This is a genomic window from Halorubrum tibetense (assembly GCF_055396225.1).
In genome coordinates this window covers 1,727,353-1,746,552 of record NZ_AP043742.1, presented here as the reverse complement: position 1 = coordinate 1,746,552, position 19,200 = coordinate 1,727,353, and the positions used below count along the sequence as shown (strand labels likewise).

General features: G+C 64.3%; 17 protein-coding genes. 8 read left to right on the top strand and 9 right to left on the bottom strand.

What is annotated here, in order from left to right; all coding sequences use genetic code 11:
- Positions 1-18 precede the first annotated feature (18 nt).
- The 7 genes from ACZ5TV_RS08830 to ACZ5TV_RS08800 all read right to left on the bottom strand — a co-directional run bounded on the left by ACZ5TV_RS08830 (position 19) and on the right by ACZ5TV_RS08800 (position 7,531).
- Positions 19-1,677 (bottom strand): long-chain fatty acid--CoA ligase, encoded by a 1,659-nt coding sequence (locus ACZ5TV_RS08830; RefSeq protein ID WP_464383710.1) that lies wholly within the window; start codon positions 1,675-1,677, stop codon positions 19-21.
- Positions 1,670-2,383 (bottom strand): ABC transporter ATP-binding protein, encoded by a 714-nt coding sequence (locus tag ACZ5TV_RS08825; RefSeq protein WP_379779262.1) that lies wholly within the window; start codon positions 2,381-2,383, stop codon positions 1,670-1,672. The genes ACZ5TV_RS08830 and ACZ5TV_RS08825 overlap by 8 nt, the downstream gene beginning before the upstream one ends.
- 40 nt (positions 2,384-2,423) lie before the next feature.
- Entirely contained in the window at positions 2,424-3,191 is a 768-nt protein-coding gene (locus ACZ5TV_RS08820; protein ID WP_379779264.1) for an ABC transporter ATP-binding protein, read from the bottom strand.
- Complete coding sequence (locus ACZ5TV_RS08815) at positions 3,188-4,489, bottom strand: branched-chain amino acid ABC transporter permease (protein ID WP_464383709.1); 1,302 nt, start codon at positions 4,487-4,489, stop codon at positions 3,188-3,190. Before ACZ5TV_RS08815 ends, ACZ5TV_RS08820 begins: the two co-directional genes overlap by 4 nt.
- Positions 4,486-5,379, bottom strand: coding sequence for a branched-chain amino acid ABC transporter permease (locus ACZ5TV_RS08810; protein WP_379779268.1), 894 nt, complete (start codon positions 5,377-5,379; stop codon positions 4,486-4,488). The genes ACZ5TV_RS08815 and ACZ5TV_RS08810 overlap by 4 nt, the downstream gene beginning before the upstream one ends.
- A gap of 15 nt (positions 5,380-5,394) precedes the next feature.
- On the bottom strand, positions 5,395-6,717 hold the full coding sequence (locus ACZ5TV_RS08805) for an ABC transporter substrate-binding protein (RefSeq protein WP_379779270.1): 1,323 nt from the start codon (positions 6,715-6,717) through the stop codon (positions 5,395-5,397).
- Between the two features lie 127 nt (positions 6,718-6,844).
- Entirely contained in the window at positions 6,845-7,531 is a 687-nt protein-coding gene (locus ACZ5TV_RS08800; RefSeq protein WP_379779272.1) for a helix-turn-helix domain-containing protein, read from the bottom strand.
- Between the two features lie 200 nt (positions 7,532-7,731).
- Here ACZ5TV_RS08800 and ACZ5TV_RS08795 point away from each other — a divergent pair, with 200 nt between their 5' ends.
- The 5 genes from ACZ5TV_RS08795 to ACZ5TV_RS08775 all read left to right on the top strand — a co-directional run bounded on the left by ACZ5TV_RS08795 (position 7,732) and on the right by ACZ5TV_RS08775 (position 13,778).
- Entirely contained in the window at positions 7,732-9,390 is a 1,659-nt protein-coding gene (locus ACZ5TV_RS08795; protein WP_379779274.1) for an ABC transporter substrate-binding protein, read from the top strand.
- Entirely contained in the window at positions 9,387-10,340 is a 954-nt protein-coding gene (locus tag ACZ5TV_RS08790; protein WP_379779276.1) for an ABC transporter permease, read from the top strand. Before ACZ5TV_RS08795 ends, ACZ5TV_RS08790 begins: the two co-directional genes overlap by 4 nt.
- 140 nt (positions 10,341-10,480) lie before the next feature.
- Complete coding sequence (locus ACZ5TV_RS08785; RefSeq protein ID WP_464383708.1) at positions 10,481-11,368, top strand: ABC transporter permease; 888 nt, start codon at positions 10,481-10,483, stop codon at positions 11,366-11,368.
- Positions 11,365-12,441, top strand: a complete 1,077-nt coding sequence (locus ACZ5TV_RS08780; RefSeq protein ID WP_379779280.1) for an ABC transporter ATP-binding protein — start codon at positions 11,365-11,367, stop codon at positions 12,439-12,441. Before ACZ5TV_RS08785 ends, ACZ5TV_RS08780 begins: the two co-directional genes overlap by 4 nt.
- Positions 12,438-13,778 carry an ABC transporter ATP-binding protein gene (locus ACZ5TV_RS08775; protein WP_379779282.1) on the top strand — a complete coding sequence of 447 codons (1,341 nt, stop codon included), beginning with the start codon at positions 12,438-12,440 and terminating at the stop codon, positions 13,776-13,778. The genes ACZ5TV_RS08780 and ACZ5TV_RS08775 overlap by 4 nt, the downstream gene beginning before the upstream one ends.
- Positions 13,779-13,797: 19 nt before the next feature.
- On the opposite strand, the gene ACZ5TV_RS08770 is transcribed toward ACZ5TV_RS08775, so the two are convergent.
- Positions 13,798-14,463 (bottom strand): DUF1028 domain-containing protein, encoded by a 666-nt coding sequence (locus ACZ5TV_RS08770; RefSeq protein ID WP_379779284.1) that lies wholly within the window; start codon positions 14,461-14,463, stop codon positions 13,798-13,800.
- 359 nt (positions 14,464-14,822) lie between these two features.
- Between ACZ5TV_RS08770 and ACZ5TV_RS08765 the strand changes: the two genes are divergently transcribed.
- A complete protein-coding gene (locus ACZ5TV_RS08765; protein WP_379779298.1) occupies positions 14,823-16,049 on the top strand; it encodes a CaiB/BaiF CoA transferase family protein in 1,227 nt (408 codons plus the stop codon).
- A 114-nt stretch (positions 16,050-16,163) separates the two neighbouring features.
- Here the strand turns inward: ACZ5TV_RS08765 and ACZ5TV_RS08760 are convergent, their stop codons facing one another.
- Positions 16,164-16,778 carry a TetR/AcrR family transcriptional regulator gene (locus ACZ5TV_RS08760; RefSeq protein ID WP_379779286.1) on the bottom strand — a complete coding sequence of 205 codons (615 nt, stop codon included), beginning with the start codon at positions 16,776-16,778 and terminating at the stop codon, positions 16,164-16,166.
- Between the two features lie 106 nt (positions 16,779-16,884).
- Here ACZ5TV_RS08760 and ACZ5TV_RS08755 point away from each other — a divergent pair, with 106 nt between their 5' ends.
- On the top strand, positions 16,885-18,240 hold the full coding sequence (locus tag ACZ5TV_RS08755) for an amidohydrolase family protein (protein ID WP_379779288.1): 1,356 nt from the start codon (positions 16,885-16,887) through the stop codon (positions 18,238-18,240).
- Between the two features lie 29 nt (positions 18,241-18,269).
- Positions 18,270-19,163: a fumarylacetoacetate hydrolase family protein gene (locus ACZ5TV_RS08750; RefSeq protein WP_379779290.1), complete on the top strand. Its 894-nt coding sequence runs from the start codon at positions 18,270-18,272 to the stop codon at positions 19,161-19,163.
- Positions 19,164-19,200: the final 37 nt, after the last annotated feature.

Genomic DNA, 19,200 nt, shown 5'->3' with positions numbered 1-19,200 from the left:
TCCCCGGCGCGCCGTCGATCATTCCGATCCCCCGTCGTCGTCGGCACCCGGCGCGTACGGTAAGGCGGGCTCGTCGAGCGCGTCCCGCAGACGTTTCTTGTCGAACTTCCCCGTGGCGGTTTTCGGGATCGACTCGCGGAGCCGGACGTCGTCCGGGAGCCACCACCGCGGGAACTCCTCGGCGAGGAACGACCGGACCGTCTCGACGTCGAGCTCGCGTCCCGGCTTCGGGACGACGAACGCGAGGGGCCGTTCCTGCCACCGGTCGTGTGGCGCGGCGACGACGACCGCCTCGGCGACATCGTCGTGGGCGATCAGGGCGTTCTCTAGCTCGATGCTGGAGATCCACTCGCCGCCGGATTTGATCACGTCCTTGACGCGGTCGACGATCTCGATGTACCCGTCGGGGTCGACCGTGGCGATGTCGCCGGTGCGAAGCCAGCGGCCGCCGCCGTCGTCGGGGTCGAGGAAGTCCGCCTCGTCGGCGTCCGGTCGGTTGTAGTACCGATCGATGACGGTCGGTCCGCGCACGAGCAGCTCGCCGAACGCCTCGCCGTCCCACGCGACGGGGTCGCCGGCATCGTCGACGACGCGCATCTCCAGCCCGGGCGAGAGCAAGCCCTGTTTGGTCCGCTTGTCGAGACGCCGCTCGGCGTCCACATCGACCATCGACGACTTCGGCCGAGAGACCGAGCCGATGCTCATCGTCTCCGTCATCCCCCACGCGTGTTCGATCGTGACGCCGTGTTCCGCCTCGTAGCGGCGCATCACCTCCCGTGGGGCGGCGCTCCCGCCGACGACGATGCGTTCGAGCGAGGAGAGGTCGCCGCCGTGTTCGTCGAGGTAGTCGAGCACGTCGATCCAGACGGTCGGTACCCCCGCGGTGAGCGTCACCGCCTCGGTCTCGATCAGGTCGACGAGCGCTTCGGGGTCGGGCGACGGCCCCGGATACACCTGCTTCGCGCCCGCCATCGTCACCGCGTACGGGAACTCCCACGAGTTGACGTGGAACATCGGCACGACCGGCATCACCACGTCGGACTCGTCGATGTCCAGCGCCGACGGCGTCATCACCATCAGCGCGTGGGCGTAGATCATCTTGTGGGTGTACTCGACGCCCTTCGGCTTTCCCGTCGTTCCCGAGGTGTAACACATCCCCGCGGGGTCGTCCTCCGAGAGCGCCGGCCACGACTCGACGGGATCGGCCGCCGTCAGCAGCGCCTCGGAGGCGTGGATCGGGAGGTCGTGTTCCGTGTCCGGGACGGTCTCGCCCAACACGACGACCTCACGGACGCTTTCGAGCCGGTCCCAGATCCGGTCGACGGTTCCGACCACGTCGGGCTCGACGAGCAGGACCTCGTCGGCCGCGTCGTTGATGATGTGTACGACGTTGTCCGCCTGCAGCCGGAAGTTCACCGTGTGTAGCTGCGCGCCGGACAGCGGAACCGCGTAGTACGCCTCGAAGTGGCGGTGGGTGTTCCAACCGAGCGTGCCGACCCGGTCGCCGCGGTCGACGCCGAGGTCCGCGAGCGCGCCGGCCAGCCGCCTGACACGGTCGCCGAACGCCGCGTACGTGTAGCGATGGGTCCCGTCGTGCGTCCGGGCGACGACCTCCCGCTCCGGGAACAGCCGCGTCGCCCGCCAGAAGAACGGCCGGAGGGTGAGCTCCTCAGGCATCCGCCGTCCCCACCGAGAGGTACGTCTCGAGGAGGTCCTCGCGCGCCTGGATCTCCTCAACCGTGCCGTCGAAGACGATCTCGCCGGTATCCATGATGTACCCGCGCTCGGCGAGGTCGAACGCGAAGTCGACGTTCTGTTCGGTCAACAGCACCGTGACCTCCTCCTCGACGACGGTCCGGACGATCTCGCGGAGGTCGTCGACGATGACGGGCGCGAGCCCCTCGGTCGGTTCGTCGAGTAACAGCAGGTCCGGTGCTTGGACGAGCGCCCTGGCAACCGACACCATCTGTTGTTCCCCGCCGCTGAGGTTCCGTCCCTTGTTTTTGCGTAAGGGGTCGAGCGCCGGGAACAGCTCGTACATCTCCGCGACCGGCCGCGGGTCGGCCGCCAGGTTGTGCGCCAGCGTGAGGTTCTCGTGGACGCTCAGCGTGGGGAACACCCGACGGTCTTCGGGAACGAGCGAGATGCCGAGCGCGTTGATCGCGTCCGGCGAACGGCCGGCGATTTCCTCGCCGCGATACGTGATCGATCCGCGCCGCGGCGGCGACGCGCCGACGATCGAGCGCATCGTCGTCGTCTTTCCCGCGCCGTTTCGTCCGAGCAGCGTCACGACCTCCCCTTCGTCGATCTCCAAGGAGATCCCGTGGAGGACGTGGCTGTTGCCGTAGTACGTGTCGATGTCGTCGACCGCGAGTATCGTCATGTGGTGTCTCCCCCCTGTCGTTCGTGGCTCCGTGAGCCGTTCATACCGCTTCACTCCCCAAGTAGGCCTCGGTGACCCGTTCGTCCGTCAACACGTCTTCGGGCGCCCCGTCCGCGAGGATCGCCCCCTCGGCGAGCACCACGATACGGTCCGAGATGTCCGTGACGACGTCCATGTTGTGTTCGGTGACGACGAACGTCGCATCGAGGTTCGTGTCGAGCTGCTGGATCAGCGAGACGATCTCCGTCACTTCGGTTGGATTCATTCCGGCAGTCGGCTCGTCCATCAGGAACACGCTCGGTTCGATGGCGAGCGCCAACGCGATCTCGACGGTCCGTTTCTCCCCGTGGCTGAGGGTGTCGCATTTCGTGTCGGCGATCCCCGTCAACCCCGTCAGCGACAGCAGCTCCTCGATGTCCGCCTCCAGCGCCTCGTCGCTGCCGGCGCGCGACCGGAAGTCGAGCCGCTGGTTCTCGTGGCTGATCCGCGCGACCCGAACGTTCTCGCGGACGGTCAATCCCTCGAAGACGTTCGTGATCTGGTAGGAGCGCGAGAGCCCGGCGTTCGCCACCTCGTGTGGCGGCGCGTCCGTGATATCGGCGAGCTCCCCGTCCTTCCGGAGCCAGATCGCGCCGTCGGTCGGCTCTAACACCCCCGTCAGGAGGTTATAGAACGTCGTCTTTCCGGCCCCGTTGGGGCCGATGATGCTGGTGATATCGCCGTCGTCGATCTCGATCGAGACGTCGTCGACGGCAGTCAGTTCGCCGAACTGTTTTCGTAGGTCTTCCGTTTTCAGTACGGTCGTCACGAGCCCTCACCTCGGTGGTCGTCGGTCGTACGGTCGGTGTCCGCGACGCCCGCGTCGGTGGCGGTAGCGCCGGTGGCGGTGCCGTCGGTGGCGGTACCGTCGGTGGCAGTGCCGTCGGTGGCGGTAGCGCCGGTTGCGGTGCCGTCGGTGGCGGTACCGTCGGTAGCGGTGGCAACCGTTTCACCCCCGTCGGTGGCGACCGCGTCGCCGCCGTCACCGTCCCCGCCGCTTCCCTCGTCGCCGTCATCACCGAAGAACCGGTCACGCAGCAGGAGGAGCCCGCCGACCGCGCCGGCTTTGAAGTACAGCACGATACCGATCAGCAGCGCGCCGAAGAACAGCTCCCAGTGCGCTTCGAGCGCCGGGAACCGGCTGATCCCCCACCGGACGTACAGGTAGACGAACGCGCCGACGATCGGCCCGGCGAAGTAGGTCGCCCCGCCGATGACTGTCGCGACGACCGCGATCGCGCTCGTCGACCAGTGTGAGAGGTACGGCGACGCGACGCTGGCGAGCCCGGCGCGCAAGACGCCGGCGACAGCGACAACCGCTGCCGACAGGATGAACGTCATCCACCGGTGGTGGGTGACGTCGATCCCCAGTGCGGCGGCACGGTCCGGGCTCTCGCGGATCGCCTTACACACCGTGCCGAACGGGGAGTTGACGATCCGCCACACCGCGTAGATCCCGGTGGCGACGACGCCGACCGTCAGGAAGTAGTACAGCCGGCGGTCGCCGATGCGGAACTCCATGCCGGCGACCTCGACGGTACCGAGCAGGATGATGATCCCGTCGGTGCCGTTCGTCAGTCCCCCCGGGTTCTGGATGATGAACGAGAACGCCAGCATCCCGAACGCGAGAGTGATCAACGCGAAGTAGATCTCCTCGAGCCGGACGGAGAGCCACCCCACCGGGATCGCGACGACGACCACGAGCGCGACGCCGGCGAACGCTCCGAGACCGAACGTGACGAGCGGGGCGAGCCCCGCGCCGACGACGTCGGCGACGAAGGGGGTGAGATCGCGTAACACGATGGCGAGCCCGTACGCCCCGCCGGCGTAGAACATCCCGTGACCGAACGACAACAGCCCGGTGTATCCATACAGGAGGTTGAACCCGAGCGCGAACAGCGCGATGATCAGGAACTCCGTGAACAGGAACACCTGGAAGCTGGGTCCGAAAGAAAGCAGTATCGCTCCGACCGCGGCCAGGACGCCGAACCGCTCCCGGGTCCAGCCGTCCGCGACGGCCGTCCCGAACTCGCGGACGCGACCGGCCGACTCCGTGTCGGCGCTCATTCGCCGATCCCCCCGAAGAGGCCCTCGGGCCTGAACAGCAGGACGATCACCATCGCGAGGAAGGGGATGGCGATGGAGCCCGCGGAGATGAACTGCGGGCCGAGGCTCTGTAGGATCCCGATTATCATCGCGCCGACGAACGCGCCGGTCATCGACCCGAGTCCGCCGATGACGACGACGATGAACGCGTCGATGATGACCTGGTCCCCGAGCGCCGGACTGGTCGCCTGGAGCGGTGCCGAGAGCGCCCCGCCCAACCCGGCGAGCACGCTCCCGAGGAAGAACACCGCAGTGTACAGCCGCGGCACGTCGACGCCGAGCATCGACGCCATCTCACGGTCCGAAGACGTTCCCCTGACCAGCGAGCCGAAGTACGTCCGCGTGATGAACAGCCAAAGGCCCGCCATCACGGCGACCGCCATCCCAATGACGAACAAGCGGTACGCGCCGAACGTGCTCGCCCCGATCGAGACGGAGAAATCGAACAGCCCGGGCGGGTCCATAGAGTAGGACTGTGACCCCCAGACGAACCGTACCGCCTCGTGGATGACGAGGACGAACCCGAACGTCACGATGAGCTGGTCGAGCTCGCTCTCGATCCGGCCGTACAGCGGCCGGATGGCGGCGAATTCGATAAGCGCGCCGACGACCCCGACGCCGAGCGCGCCGACGACGACCGCGAGCCAGAAGTTGTCGACGAGACTGGTCGTGACCGCGAGCGCGAAGTACGCCCCGAGCATGTAGAGCCCGCCGTGTGCGAAGTTAAGCACCCCGAGCACCCCGAAGATCAGGCTGAGCCCCACCGCGATGAGGAACAGCCGGCTACCGAGGCTGAGGCCGACGACGATGTCGCCGATACCGACGAGCGGGACGAGAGTTGTGAGACTCATGACGGTGCTCCGCGATCAGACGCCGGTCGGCAGGTCGGAGTCGGCGAGCGCGTCCGCCATCTCGTCCGGTCCCGCGTCGTACACGTTCACCGGATCGAGAACGTTGCTATCGTACTCCTCGTTGTACGTCACGGTCCCCCAGATCGCCGGCACCGTCGCCTGGTTCGACCGGGAGTCGAGCCGGTAGTCGCCGACGGGACCGGAGTGTTCCATCCCGTCGAAGGCGTCAACGAGGTCGTCAGCGTCCGTGCTGCCGGCGGACTCGATCGCCTCCTTGTACAGGAACGGGGCGCGGTACGCGCCCTCTGCGTTGTACGTCGGGAGCGAGTCGTATTCCTCGACGTACATGTCGCGGAACTCGTTGTTGGTCGCGGTGTCAGGCACGAACGGGTCGTACCGCGTCGAGGCCAGCTCCCCCTCCGGAAGCGGGTTCCCGTCTGCCGGAAGATCCGTTCCCATCCCGACGCTGAACAGCGTGTAGTCGATCTGGTCGAACCAGCCGGCCTCCTCGGCTTGACTGACGAACGTGGTGAGGTCGGCACCCCACAGCGGCGTGATCACGGCGTCGGGCTCGGCGCTCAGGATGTCGCTGATGAACGGCGTGTAGTCGCTCGTCTCCAGCGCGGGGTACTGCTCGGTCGTGAACTCGGCGTCGACGCCGAGCCCCTCACAGAAGTCCTGGAAGTAGTCCCACGTCTCGTACCCGAACGCGTAGTCAGGGCCGATCGTCGCCCACTCCGTGGCGTCGAGCTCCGCCGCCGTCCGTGCGGCCCCATACATGTCCTGTGCGAGGTTGTTGGCACACCGGAACATGTAGTCGTTACCGACGGAGTTCTCGTGTTCACCCGCCGGCGACGTGATAAACGGCGTCGCCGCGTGCGTTACCATATACGGGATCCCTTCCTCGGCTGCCTGCGGCGCGACCGCCTGTGCGACACCGCTGGAGTCGAGTCCGAACAGGCCATCGACGCCGTCTTCCTCGATCAGGCTGCGCATCTGGCGGATCGCCGTGTCAGCACTGCCTTCGGTGTCGCGGGCGATGATCTCGAGTTCCTGGCCGTTGATCCCGCCGTTGTCGTTTATGTCCTCCTCCGCGAGTTCGAAGCCGCGCTCGGCCTCGTCGCCGTACAGCGAGGCGAACCCCGAGAAGATGTACGTCGCACCGAGCCTGACCACGTCGTCGTCGTCGCCGGCACACCCGGCGAGCGCGACTGCCGCACCAGCCCCCGTCGCCTGTAGGAACCGACGCCGGCCGACCGGCGATTCGGTTTCCGAACTCGTACCGATCGTCTCGGTTGACTTACTCTTGTTTTTCATATCGGTGTTACCGGTTTCCATTGTTAACGGATATCCGTGAGAGTCCGGCCCATATAAATATGCGGGTCACTGGCATGCGTCGGCGGGTGAAACGAACGTCGTGCGAGCGGTTAGCGTCTCGACGGCGTCCGGCAGGGTGAGTCGATGATCACGGGTGTATCTGGTCCGCGATCCCCGCCATCACTTTCGCCTCCGCTCGGGAGAGATGTTCCCACGCGGTGGTCGACCCGAGGGCTAACGCATCGCTGATCTCCTCGATACCGACACCACCACCGTGTTCGTAATACCCGAGCTCGATGGCAGTAGCAAGCGTCTCGCGTTGACGGGACGTGAGGTCCTCGAGGAAGCCGGTAAGCTCCAACTGCGGTGGCCGCGTGATATCCGAAAGCGCGACGTTACGCACCAGCGTTACTTCGTTGCCACCACGTTCGAGCGAACGCATCACTCCGGAGAGATCCTCGTCATCGTTTAAGTATAGCGTCCAGCGCTCGATCCCCGAATTGATCGTCGTCCCCATTCGGTGATGGATCCCGAGATCCGAGAGCCGTTCCGAGATACTGTCCCACAACGCGGCGTCAACCACGAGTGCGACGTACACGTGGTCCCGTTCGATCGGTGAGAGGGGTTCAGCCTCGATCACCGAGTCAGCCTCCCGAAACGCACCCAGGAATCCTTCGATATCGGTCGCTGGACCGGTGATTTCGATTATCCGCTTCCGCTCTTTGGTTCGGCCAGTCATCGAGGAGACGGAGCGAAGCGTCACCTCCGGGAACTGGGAACTCACCTCACACTCCGGTTCCCCTTTATGATAGATCTGTAGCGTCACCTCGCGCATATCACTGCCAGACCTTCATTGGTCAAATCCGTTTCGCCTGTGGTCGTTACCATCGAGCGAATGTCTAAGAATTCAATAAAATAGTCAAATAATTCAATGTTTACGCTAGATCGCCTCCGAAGCGCTCGGCGTGATATCGCCGGACGGAAATATTCGGTGTAAAGTTCATGCCGCCAAGCCTATGAGTGGCATGTGAGCAAATGTCACGAGAACTCGACGCGGCGGACCTATCCGGCCCCCGTGTAAGTAGACGGACTGCAGCAAAGCTGTTCGGTGCCGCTGGGATCACGAGCCTCGCCGGTTGTACGAGTGGCGGTGACGGTGACGAGGAACCGGCTGTCGGAGATGTCGACGAAGACACTCTCGCAGGCGGTCGGCTGACCGCCGGGTGGTTTCTCGGCGAGGTCGGTGACTTGTATCCCGCCCATATCAGTGTCGGCCAGTACTTCCAGATATCAGCGAACATTTTCAATGGGCTGGTGACGCTGAACGAGGACATCGAGATCGTCGGTGACCTCGCGACCGACTGGACAGTATCCGACGACGGGCTCCGCTACGAGTTCGAGCTCCGTGACGATGTCACGTTCCACAACGGTGAGGAGTTCTCCGCCGAAGACGTCGCATACACGATCACACACAACATCGAGACGGATGCGCCACAAGCCTCCCGGCTCGCCGATCTCGAACCACCGTCTGAAGGTGGTGTCGAAGTGATCGACGAGTACACTGTCGCACTCAATTTCGAGTCACCGAACGCTGCGACATTGGCCCACCTGACCCGCGGGCCCGGGCGGGTCGGGGCAGTCATCAATCAGACGGCGCTTGAGGAGATGGGACGCGATCAGTACTCCCTAGAGCCGGTCGGTACCGGGGCCTTCGAGGTCCGTGAACACGAAGTGGGGTCGCACATTTACCTCGATGCCCACGAGGACTACCACGAAACGGACGAGGAGGGCAATCCGCTTCCGTACCTCGATGGTGTGGACATCGAAATGATTCCCGAGCCGGGAACTATCGTGAACGCGTTACAGGCCGGTGATATCGACTTCGCCAACCTGGTGCCGCTCGAAAACGTCGACGAGGTGGAGGGGAACCCCGATATCGAAATCAGCGGCGTGCTCGGTAACGGCTGGCTCGGATTCGCCATGAATCACGAACGCGAGCCGTTCGACGATCCGGACGTCCGGCGCGGCCTCGCGAAGGCAGTGAACAACGAGGCGCTCGCACAAAACGCCTACTTCGGCTACGCCGAGCCCGCGACGGGCGTGTTCGGGCCGCTGCCCGAGTGGGTCGCTCGCCCGAACGAAGAGAAAGACCAAACGCAAGCGTACGATCCCGAGGAAGCGGAAGACCTGCTTTCTGGAACCGAAATGATGGAGACCGACGGAGAGCTCCAGATCATGCAGACTAGCGAGAATCTCCGAGCCGCACGGACGATCGTCAATCAGCTGTCGGAGATCGGTGTCGATATCGAACTGGACCAGGTGACCGACTCCACGTACTGGGAGCGGTACGCCAACGGCGACTACGACATGACCGTCTCTGGCAGCGTTCAGAAGCCCGATCCCGAGGAGTCCGTGTGGAACTTCTACCGGCTCTCGGACGTCGACGGCGTCTGGAACTGGAACAACTACGAGAGTCAAGAGGCACACGATTTACTCGGCGAACAGCGGGCAACGCCAGACCTCGAAGAACGAGCAGCGATCCTCCATGAACTCGAAGACCTGCTCATTCGCGACGTCGCAGACGCGTATATCGTCCACAGCGAGGACGTCACGGGGTACCGATCCGATGTCCACGGATTCACGCACATTCCGTCGTTCCTCCGAAACTTCCATAACGTCTGGCTCGAGGAATGAAACGGTACGTCGCGAAGCGAGTTGTCCACGCCGTCTTCGTGATGTGGCTGGTCGCGACGGTGGTGTTCTTCGGACTTCGGGCGATCCCGGGCGGGCCGATCCGCGCGATGCTCGGTCCGGAAGCGACGCCGTCCGCCGTCGAGTCACTCCGAACACAGCTCGGACTCGACCAGCCGTTATATATCCAGTACGTGGACTGGTTCCTCGGACTGCTCGTTGGCGATCTCGGACAGAGCATTACAACCGGACAAGAGATAACGACGCTCCTGTCCGCAGCCTTTCCGCGGACGTTCTCTATCGCGATCGTCGGGGTGATCGTGGGACTCGGACTGGCGCTCCCGACGGGGATAGTGAGTGCTACCCGGAAACACGAACCGGCCGACTACATCGCTACGGTAGCGGCGTTTCTCGGTTTGTCCATGCCAGCGTTTTTCATCGGCATCCTGCTTGCACTCGTGTTCGGGGTCCAGCTTGGCCTCCTACCGATCTTCGGGTACACTCCGATCCGTGAGGGGTTCGTCCCGTGGCTCCGATCGATCATCTTGCCCGGCGTCGCCGTCGGGCTACCGTACGCAGCCATCGTAATGCGTATGATGCGTTCGTCGCTGTTGGAGACGATGAACGAGCCGTACATGACGACCGCCCGCGCGAAGGGAGTCGGCTCCCGAGTCCGGCTGTACAAACACGCGATGCAGAACGCGCTGATTCCAGTTGTGACGGTCGCCGGGATCCAGGTCGCGCTGATCCTCGTTGGATCGGTTACGGTCGAGATCGTATTCGGTATCCAGGGTATCGGTCGGATGCTCGTCGATTCCATCATCGATCGGAACTACCCGGTTACCCAAGCCGTCATCCTGCTCGTCGCCGCTATCATGGTGTTCACCAACCTCGCCGTCGACGTACTGTACACGTTCATCGATCCACGGATCCGCTATGGGGGTGACGTATGAAGGACTCGTCGGAAGGCAGTATCAACGGTACCGCCACCGACAATCGGTCCCCGGATGATAACGCGGTGGCCGATGGCGGCGAAACACGGGATGAATACCCCGGAGCTGCGCCACCGGAACGGTTCCGGGACACGGGACACGTGGCACCACGACGAACGTTCCGTGAACGTCTCGCCACCGGGCTCCGTAATGACCGGAAGGCACTCACCGGAGCAGTCGTCGTCGTGGGATTCATCGCCACCGCGTTGCTTGCCCCGATCGTCGCGCCGTACGACCCGAACGCGACGTTCACGATCCTGCAAGAGCCGGCGACGAGCTCGACGACTACCGACGGCGAGTTCTTTCACCTTCTCGGGACGGACTCGTTCGGACACGACGTGCTCTCACGGATAGTGTATGGCGCTCGGGTGTCGCTTCTCGTTGCGGCGGCGACTGTGCTGTTCGCGTTCACTATCGGGACCGTGATCGGTACGGTTGCCGGCTACTACGGCGGCTGGGTAGACAGCGTCCTGATGCGGTACGTCGATTTCCAGTGGGCGTTTCCCACACTCATTCTCGCCGCAGGGATAATCGCGTTCGCCGGCGGTCTCGGGGTCTGGAACGTGATCATCGCTATCGGCGTTGCGTTCATCGACGACTTCGCACGGCTCGTTCGTGGCGAAGTGTTGTCGATCCGTGAGGAGGAGTACGTGATGGCTGCTCGTGCGATCGGGATGAACGACACCCGGATCATGTCACGGGAGATCCTTCCGAACGCGGTCGCGCCGATAATCGTACAAGTGACGCTGATGATTCCGTTAGCGATCCTCGCCGAAGCAGGGCTCTCGTTCCTTGGACTCGGCGTCACGCCAACCACCCCTACGTGGGGCTTGATGCTTTCGGAGGGCCGCCAGTTCCTCTCGCAGGCCTGGTGGATCTCCATTTTTCCCGGATTCGCGATCATGATAACAGTACTCGCGTTCAACATGTTCGGTGACGGACTTCGTGACGTGTTCGATGTCAAGGAAGGCGAGGTGGGCGATCGATGAGTTCACCGCGCCGCTCGGTGCACTCGACCGACCCGGCAGACCAGCCGTTGCTCGAGGTGTCCGGGCTTAGAACCCAGTTCTATACCGATCGTGGCACAGTCACTGCCGTAGACGGGGTCGACCTCTCGCTCACGTCCGGTGAGATCGTGGGTCTCGTCGGAGAATCTGGCTCCGGAAAAAGCGTCCTTGCACGCTCCGTTATGGGTCTCGTCGATGACCCCGGAGAGATAACCGACGGCGACGTCAGGCTCAACGATGAGTCACTGGTCAACGCCGACGACGAGCGACTCAACGAGCTCCGTGGTGGTACCGTCTCGATGGTGTTTCAGGACCCGATGCACAGCCTCAATCCGACGCTCTCGGTCGGCGAACAGATCGCCGAAACCGTCCGGTTGAATCAGGATATCGGTGAATCCGTCTCGCTGTCAGCAGAAATCAAACGGAAGATCCTCGGTGCCGCGGAAGACAGCGAGGCGTGGCGACGTGCGATCGAAATGCTCGAAACCGTCCAGATCCCGGAGGCAGCCACGCGTGCAGACGACTTTCCGCATGAGTTCTCCGGCGGGATGCGCCAGCGTGCGATGCTCGCCATCGCGCTGTCGTGTGAGCCCGATCTCCTGATCGCCGACGAGCCGACGACCGCGCTCGATGTCACGATTCAGGCCGGGATCCTCGACGAGCTCCGCGCGTTGAAAGACGCGTTCGACACGACGATCCTGCTTATTACGCACAATCTCGCGGTGGTAGCGGAGACGTGCGACTGGGTGAACGTGATGTATGCTGGAGAGATCGTCGAACGTGCACCGACTTCGGTGTTGTTCGAGAACCCATCACACCCGTATACACAGGGGCTGATCGCGAGCACGCCCCGTGTCGATGACCCGGATGCCGCACTCAAGCCAATTCCGGGAAGTGTCCCCGACGGGGTCGGTGAACAGCCCGCCTGTAAGTTCGCGAAACGCTGCCCGGAGGCGAAACCCGCCTGTTATGAAGATCCACCGACGTTCCGGTCGGTCGGGACGGATCACGAGGTCGCGTGTCTCCGCCGGGGCACGGAGGCGGAACGGCTATGAGCCCCGGATCCGGCGACGACCCGCTAGTTCAGGTCCATGACCTTCGTAAGTATTATCCACAGGCTGACGGCGTGCTCGACAAACTCGTCGGCGAGTCGGCCGATGTGAAAGCCGTCGACGGCGTCGATTTGACAGTCGACCGCGGGGAAACCCTCGCGATCGTCGGCGAGTCCGGCTGTGGTAAGTCGACGCTGGGACGGACACTGCTCAACCTCGAGGAGGTCACTGGCGGGTCGATCGTGTTCGGTGGTGACGACGTAGCCGGACTGTCTGACCGTGAGATGCGGCCGTACCGTCGCCGTATGCAGATGATTTTCCAAGATCCGCTCGCCTCGCTGAACCCTCGTCAGAGCGTGGGGTCGATTCTCACTGCCCCGATGGAGGTACACGGGATCGGCAATGACGGTGCGGACCGGTTAGAACGAGCGCGTGATCTCCTCGAGCGAGTCGGGCTGGAACGCGGCCACGTCGACCGATATCCACACCAGTTCTCCGGGGGACAACAGCAACGCGTTGCGATCGCACGAGCGCTCACTGTCGAACCGGAGTTCATCGTGGCGGACGAGCCGACCAGTGCGCTCGACGTGAGCGTTCAAGCACAGATCCTCAACCTCTTGGGGGAACTACAGGAGGAGCTCGATATCGCGTTGTTGTTCATTACACATGACCTTTCAGTGGTGCGCCAGGTCGCCGACCGCGTCGCGGTGATGTATCTCGGCGAGATCGTGGAGACGGCACCGACGAAGCGACTGTTCGCCGAGCCAGCACACCCGTACTCTGCGGCGTTGTTGTCCGCAGTACCACGGATCGACCCGGAAACACGCACGGATCGGACCTTGTTGACCGGGACAGTCCCGTCACCGATCGAACCACCCACAGGATGTCGGTTCCACACGCGATGTCCCGCGGTGATCCCGCCCGCCGAGTGGGGCGGAGATCAACCAGCGTTTCGCGCCGCGTTCGCCTTCCGGAACCGGCTGTTGGACGGTGAGGTAGACCGAGACGCTGCTGCCGCTCGTCTCGGCACGGAAGACGCAGAGCGGATCGCCACGTACATCATCGAACAGTCGCTGCCGGTCGACATCGATGAGCTGCCGGCCGACGCGGCCGAAGCCGTCCGCGAGGCGGCTCGTCTCGCGGCGGCAGGAGACGATGATGCTGCGAGCGAACGGGTGTCGGAGGCGTTCGTTTCGCCGTGTGAAACCGATCAGCCGGACAGGGTTCCTGCCATCGTACCCGGATCGAGCGCCGCGGATGTCGTGAATGCAGACGGCGGGTGGGCGACGTGTCATCGCAACGATCCCGACGCACCGGGAACCGCGACCATCGAGGAATGACCGGCGTCGACGAGCGGTATCAGTCGAAGATCCGTTCTTTTGACGCCTCGCTGAATCCGTCGCTCGCGCCGTAGGCCGCTTCATACACCCGGCGGAGCTCATCAACCGGCTCGTCGTGGTGGTCGACACGAAGGTCGTGATACGCAGTCGTCTGAGGTGCAGACACGACGACCGCCGCGGAGCTGTGTCCGCGTTTGTCGCCACCGGCTTCGACACCCGCGGCCAGCGAATCGATCAGCCGTGGAACTGTCCCGGCGTCAACTGCGTCCGTCGCCTCTCCCTCGGTGAACGCCTCGGAGACTGCTCTGAGTGTCTCAGGACCCGTGAGCATATTTCCGGCGACCGTTACCCCCTCCCCGGGATATGTTTCGTGTCCGGACCACTCTTCGGTCTCCTCACCGGTGTGTCCGAAGACCGCATCAGAACCGACGCCGTGTAACTGTCGAAGCGCGGCGTGTTCGTCGCGCTCAAGAACACCGGAGAGTGCCTGTTCTAACGGCACGTCATCGAGCAGTGCGATTCCACGTCGACCCAGTCTTACGTTGACGAACGCTTGTGTACTCACTGCCCCGTGGACGGAGGTGTAAGGCGCCAGCGCACCGACAGCGGGTGCGTCAGTTGCGACCGCGGTGCCGTACACTGTTCCATCAGGGGACTCCGTGCGGACACAGATTGAAAACGTCATATGTGACACTGCGGCCGTGACGGATTAACTCACCCACCGAACGTATCCGGGGTGATGGCCTCCGAGCCGGCATCGTTCCGGTGTTGGTCGTCTCGTCGCTATCGAGCAGACGATGCGAATGCCGTGATGTTCAGTGTCAAGCAGGTGCCTGCCGATACTTTTACCATTCGGTAAACAAACAGAGTCTCACGAATGCGTATCGATAAACGGTCAGACGGGCAAATCGTACGGTCAATCGAAGGGGAGCGTGCCATCCCGCTTCGGACCGTGATCCGACGACGACGGAAGACGGGCACGTGTGCAACCGAATCGAGATCGAATCGAACCGCAAGCAACAGGGCCGCCGTGGAGAGAACACGATGAACGAGCACGACCGGATCTTGGAGGGTGTGACCGTCGTCGACCTCTCGACGTTCGTCACCGGCGGGTTCTGCTCGGCGATGCTCGCGAACCAGGGCGCGGAGGTCCTCAAGATCGAACAACCCGGATACGGGGACGCCGTCCGCCACTCGGGGCCGCCGTTCATCAACGGCGAGTCACCGTACTACTGGACGCTGAATTACGGGAAACGGAGCCTGGAGCTCGACCTCAAGAACGACCGGGCGAAGGACGCGCTGTACGAGCTCGTCGCGGAGGCGGACGTGTTCATCCAGAACTTCCGTCCGGGCACCGCCGAACGGCTCGACGTCGACTACGAGACCCTCTCCGAGCACAACGACGACCTGATCTACCTCGCTATCTCCGCGTTCGGACAGACGGGGCCGTGGCGCGAGCGCTCCGGGTACGACCTCCTCATCCAGGGGATGAGCGGGGTCATGAGCGTCACCGGCGAGGAGGGCCGCCAACCCGTCAAAGTCGGGTTGCCGATGACCGACCTGATCACGGCGATGTGGGCCGCGTTCGGGACGACGACGGCACTGTACCGCCGCGAACGGACGGGGAAGGGCGAGTACATCGACCTCGGGATGTTGGAGGCGACGCTCCCGTGGCTCACGAAGCAGGCCGGCATGACGTTCGCCGGCGAGGAGACCAAACGCATGGGGACGAAAGACCCCGTGCTCGCCCCGTACCAGACGTTCGAGACGAAGGACGGCTTCATCAACATCTGTATCCTCAACGAGAAGCTCTGGGGCGAGCTGTGTGAGGCGCTCGATCGGCCGGACCTCCCGGCCGACGACCGTTTCGAGGAGAACGCCGACCGGGTCGAGAACGCCGACGCGCTGGAAGCGGAGATCGAGTCGACGCTCGCGGCGCGGACGACCGACGAATGGATCGAGATCATCGCCGAAGACGCCGGCGTCCCCGCCGGCCCGGTGTACGACGTCGAGGAGGCGCTCGACAACCCGCAGATCGACGCGCGGGGGACGGTCACCGAGATCGAACACCCAGAGCTAGGCGAGGTCCCCGTGATCGAACACCCGCTGAAGTTCGACGGCGCGGAGAGCGGGTTCGAGCTCCCGCCACCGTTACTCGGTGAGCACAACCGGGAGGTGTTCCGCGAGCTCGGCTACGGGGACGCCGAGATCGACGAACTGGAGGCGCTCGGCGTGTTCGGCGAGCCGGACGACGACAACGGAACAGAGTGAGACGGGTCTTGAGGCGGGACCGTGGTGCGTCCCTAACGTGGGACCGTGGTGCGTCCCCGACACGGAGCCGCTGACGGCAGAACCGGCTCGGCTCACCTGGGCCGGTCGACCCGGCTACCCGTCGGCATACAGCGAGTCGAGGACGAACTCGTCGATGGCTCGCCGCGTCTCCGCGGGCGCATCCTCGTGACCGAGGGCGATCCGGCGGCCGCGAGCCGCGTGGATGATGTCAGTGATGAACTGCCCCATCCGCTCGGCGTCGACCGGCTCGAACGTCCCCTGCTCGATCCCCTCCTCGACGACCTCGACGATGCTCCCCTGGATCCGGTCGTAGTGGGCGTCGAAGATATCGCGGTGCTCCGGGTCGTTCTGGGCGTACACGTACAGCTCGTGATACACTTTCATCCGGTCCCAGTGGCCGAACTCCTCGAACTCCGGCCCGAACAGACACTGGTCGATCCGGGCGTCGAGCTCCGCTCGTGGGTCGGCGTCGGCGTCGACCTCAACGCTGCCCTCGTACTGGTCGATGACGTACTCGAGAAACGAGGAGAGCAGGTCGTACTTCCCGTCGAAGTGGTAGTGGATGACCTGCCGGGTCAGGTCCATCTCTTCGCCGATATCGCGCATCCGGAGGTCCCCGTACCCGTGTTTGCTCAGGGCGCGGAACGTCGCCTCCATGATCACCTCCTCGGTGTCCTTCGTGGAGATCGGTTCGCCGGAGTTGCTCATACGCGTACTGGGCGTGTCCAGCATATAATACGATCCCCTCCACGCCGACCGCTGTGTTTACCGTACGGTAAACTTTTATCCTACTGGTCAAACGGTACAACTGCACATGACACGAACGATCATCAAAAACGGGACGGTCGTCTCGCTCGATCCGGAGATCGGTGATCTCGACGACGCGGACGTGCTGATCGAGGACGGCGAGATCGTCGACGTAGGACACGGGTTGTCGTCCGACGGGGCCGAAACCATCGACGCGTCCGACCGGATCGTCGTTCCCGGGTTCGTCGACTCACACATCCATCTCGCCCAGACCCAGGTGCGGGGGATCGCCGGGGACTGGTCGCTGATGGGCGAGTACTTCGAACACATGCTCGGCAACATCACCGGGCTGTATCAGCCCGAGGACATGTACCTCGGCGGCCTCTTCGGCGCGTTCGAGAAGCTGTACACCGGAACGACGACCGCCCTCGACTGGTCGTACCCCAACACGCTCGAACACGGCGAGCGGGCGGTCGACGCGCTCCAGGACACCGGACTGCGCGCGGTGTACACGTACGGCCCGCCGGGCGATGACGCGGCGAAGTGGTGGTTCGAGAGCGACGTCGGCCTCCCGGAGGAGAACATCCGTGAGCTCTACGAGGGGCACATCCGCGACGACGACCTGCTCAGTCTGGCGCTCGGGCTCCGGGGGCCGGACTTCTGTACCGACGGGACCGCCCTGCGCGACCTGGAGCTCGCACGCGAGCTCGGCGTGCTCTCGACGATCCACATGGGTGCCGCCCTGTGGCCGTCGTCGGTGTACGGCGAGGGGTATCAGGGGTTCGGCTGTCTCCACGACGAGCTCGGTCCCGACGTCAACGTCGCCCACGGCAACCACTTCACACAGGAGGACATCGACCACGCCGTCGAGCAGGGCGTCTCCTTCTCCTCAACGCCGGAAGTGGAGATGCAGATGGGCCACGGGATCCCGGTCACGGAGAAGGTGCTCGACGCCGGCGGGCGGCCCACGTGGGGTGTCGACGTCTGTTCGGACATCAGCGGCGACATGGGGAGCCAGATGCGGATCGGGCTGCAGCTCCAGCGCATGTTCGACAACCAGAAAGTCCTCGACGGCGACGAGGAGGTCGACGAGGTGCGGATCACCGCCCGCGACACGCTCGAAATGGCGACGATCGAGGGCGCGAAGGCGCTCGGCATGGCCGACGAGATCGGGTCGATCACGCCCGGGAAACGCGCCGATATCGTCATGATCGACGCCAACGACTTCATGACCGCGCCGTCGCACTCACCGGTCCAGACGGTCGTGTTCCAGTCCGACCCCTCCCACATCGACACCGTGCTCGTCGACGGCGAGGTCGTCAAGCGCGACGGCGAGCTGACGAACCCGAAGGTCCACGAGGAGTTCGACCGGTTCGTCGCGTCCGGACAGCGCCTGCTCGACGAGGCCGGGGTCGACCTGTAACGAGCGGCACCCACACAGCACGCTTCCCTATGCGACTCGCACAATATCGACTGACGGATGAACCGCACGGCTGGCCCGGCGTCACGACCGACGACGGCGAGGTCATCGAACTCCCCGCGGCCGGCGCGGCCGCCGGCGTGGAGATACCCGACACGACCACCGATCTGCTCGACGCCTGGAACTGGCGGGCGAAAGCCGAGCTCGCGGTCGAACACGCGACGGAGACGGGCGTCGGCGTTCACGACCCCGCCGAGCTCGATCGGCTCGCACCGGTCACTGACCCGCAGAAAGTCGTCTGTGTCGGGCTCAACTACCGGGACCACGCCGAGGAGGGCGACAACCCGATCCCTGAGGAGCCCGTCCTCTTTTCGAAGTTCCCGACGACCGTCACGGGGCCCGACGACACCGTCTCGTGGGACCCGGCGTACACGGAGAAGGTGGATTACGAGGCGGAGCTCGTCGCCGTTATCGGCGAGGAGGCGCGCCGTGTCGACCCCGACGAGGCGATGGACCACGTCGCCGGGTTCACCGTCGGCAACGACGTCTCCGCGCGGGATCTCCAACACGGCGACGGCCAGTGGATCCGTGGGAAGAGCCTCGACGGCTTCGCCCCGATCGGCCCGGAGCTGGTGACGACCGACGAGATCGACGACCCACATGACCTGTCGATCGCCGCAGACGTGAACGGGGAGCGGCTTCAGGACTCCACGACTGCGAACCTGATCTTCGGGATCGACGAGCTCGTCTCGTTCTGTAGTCAGGCGTTCACGTTGACGCCGGGCGACCTGTTGTTCACCGGGACGCCGCCGGGAGTCGGCGTCTACCGGGAACCGCCGGTGCTACTGGGGGACGGCGACACGGTCACCGTCACCGTCGAGGGCGTCGGCGAGCTGACTACCCGATTCGCGTTCGACGCGGACTGAGACCGCGGACACCGCGCCGCGCCGAGCGCCCTCACGG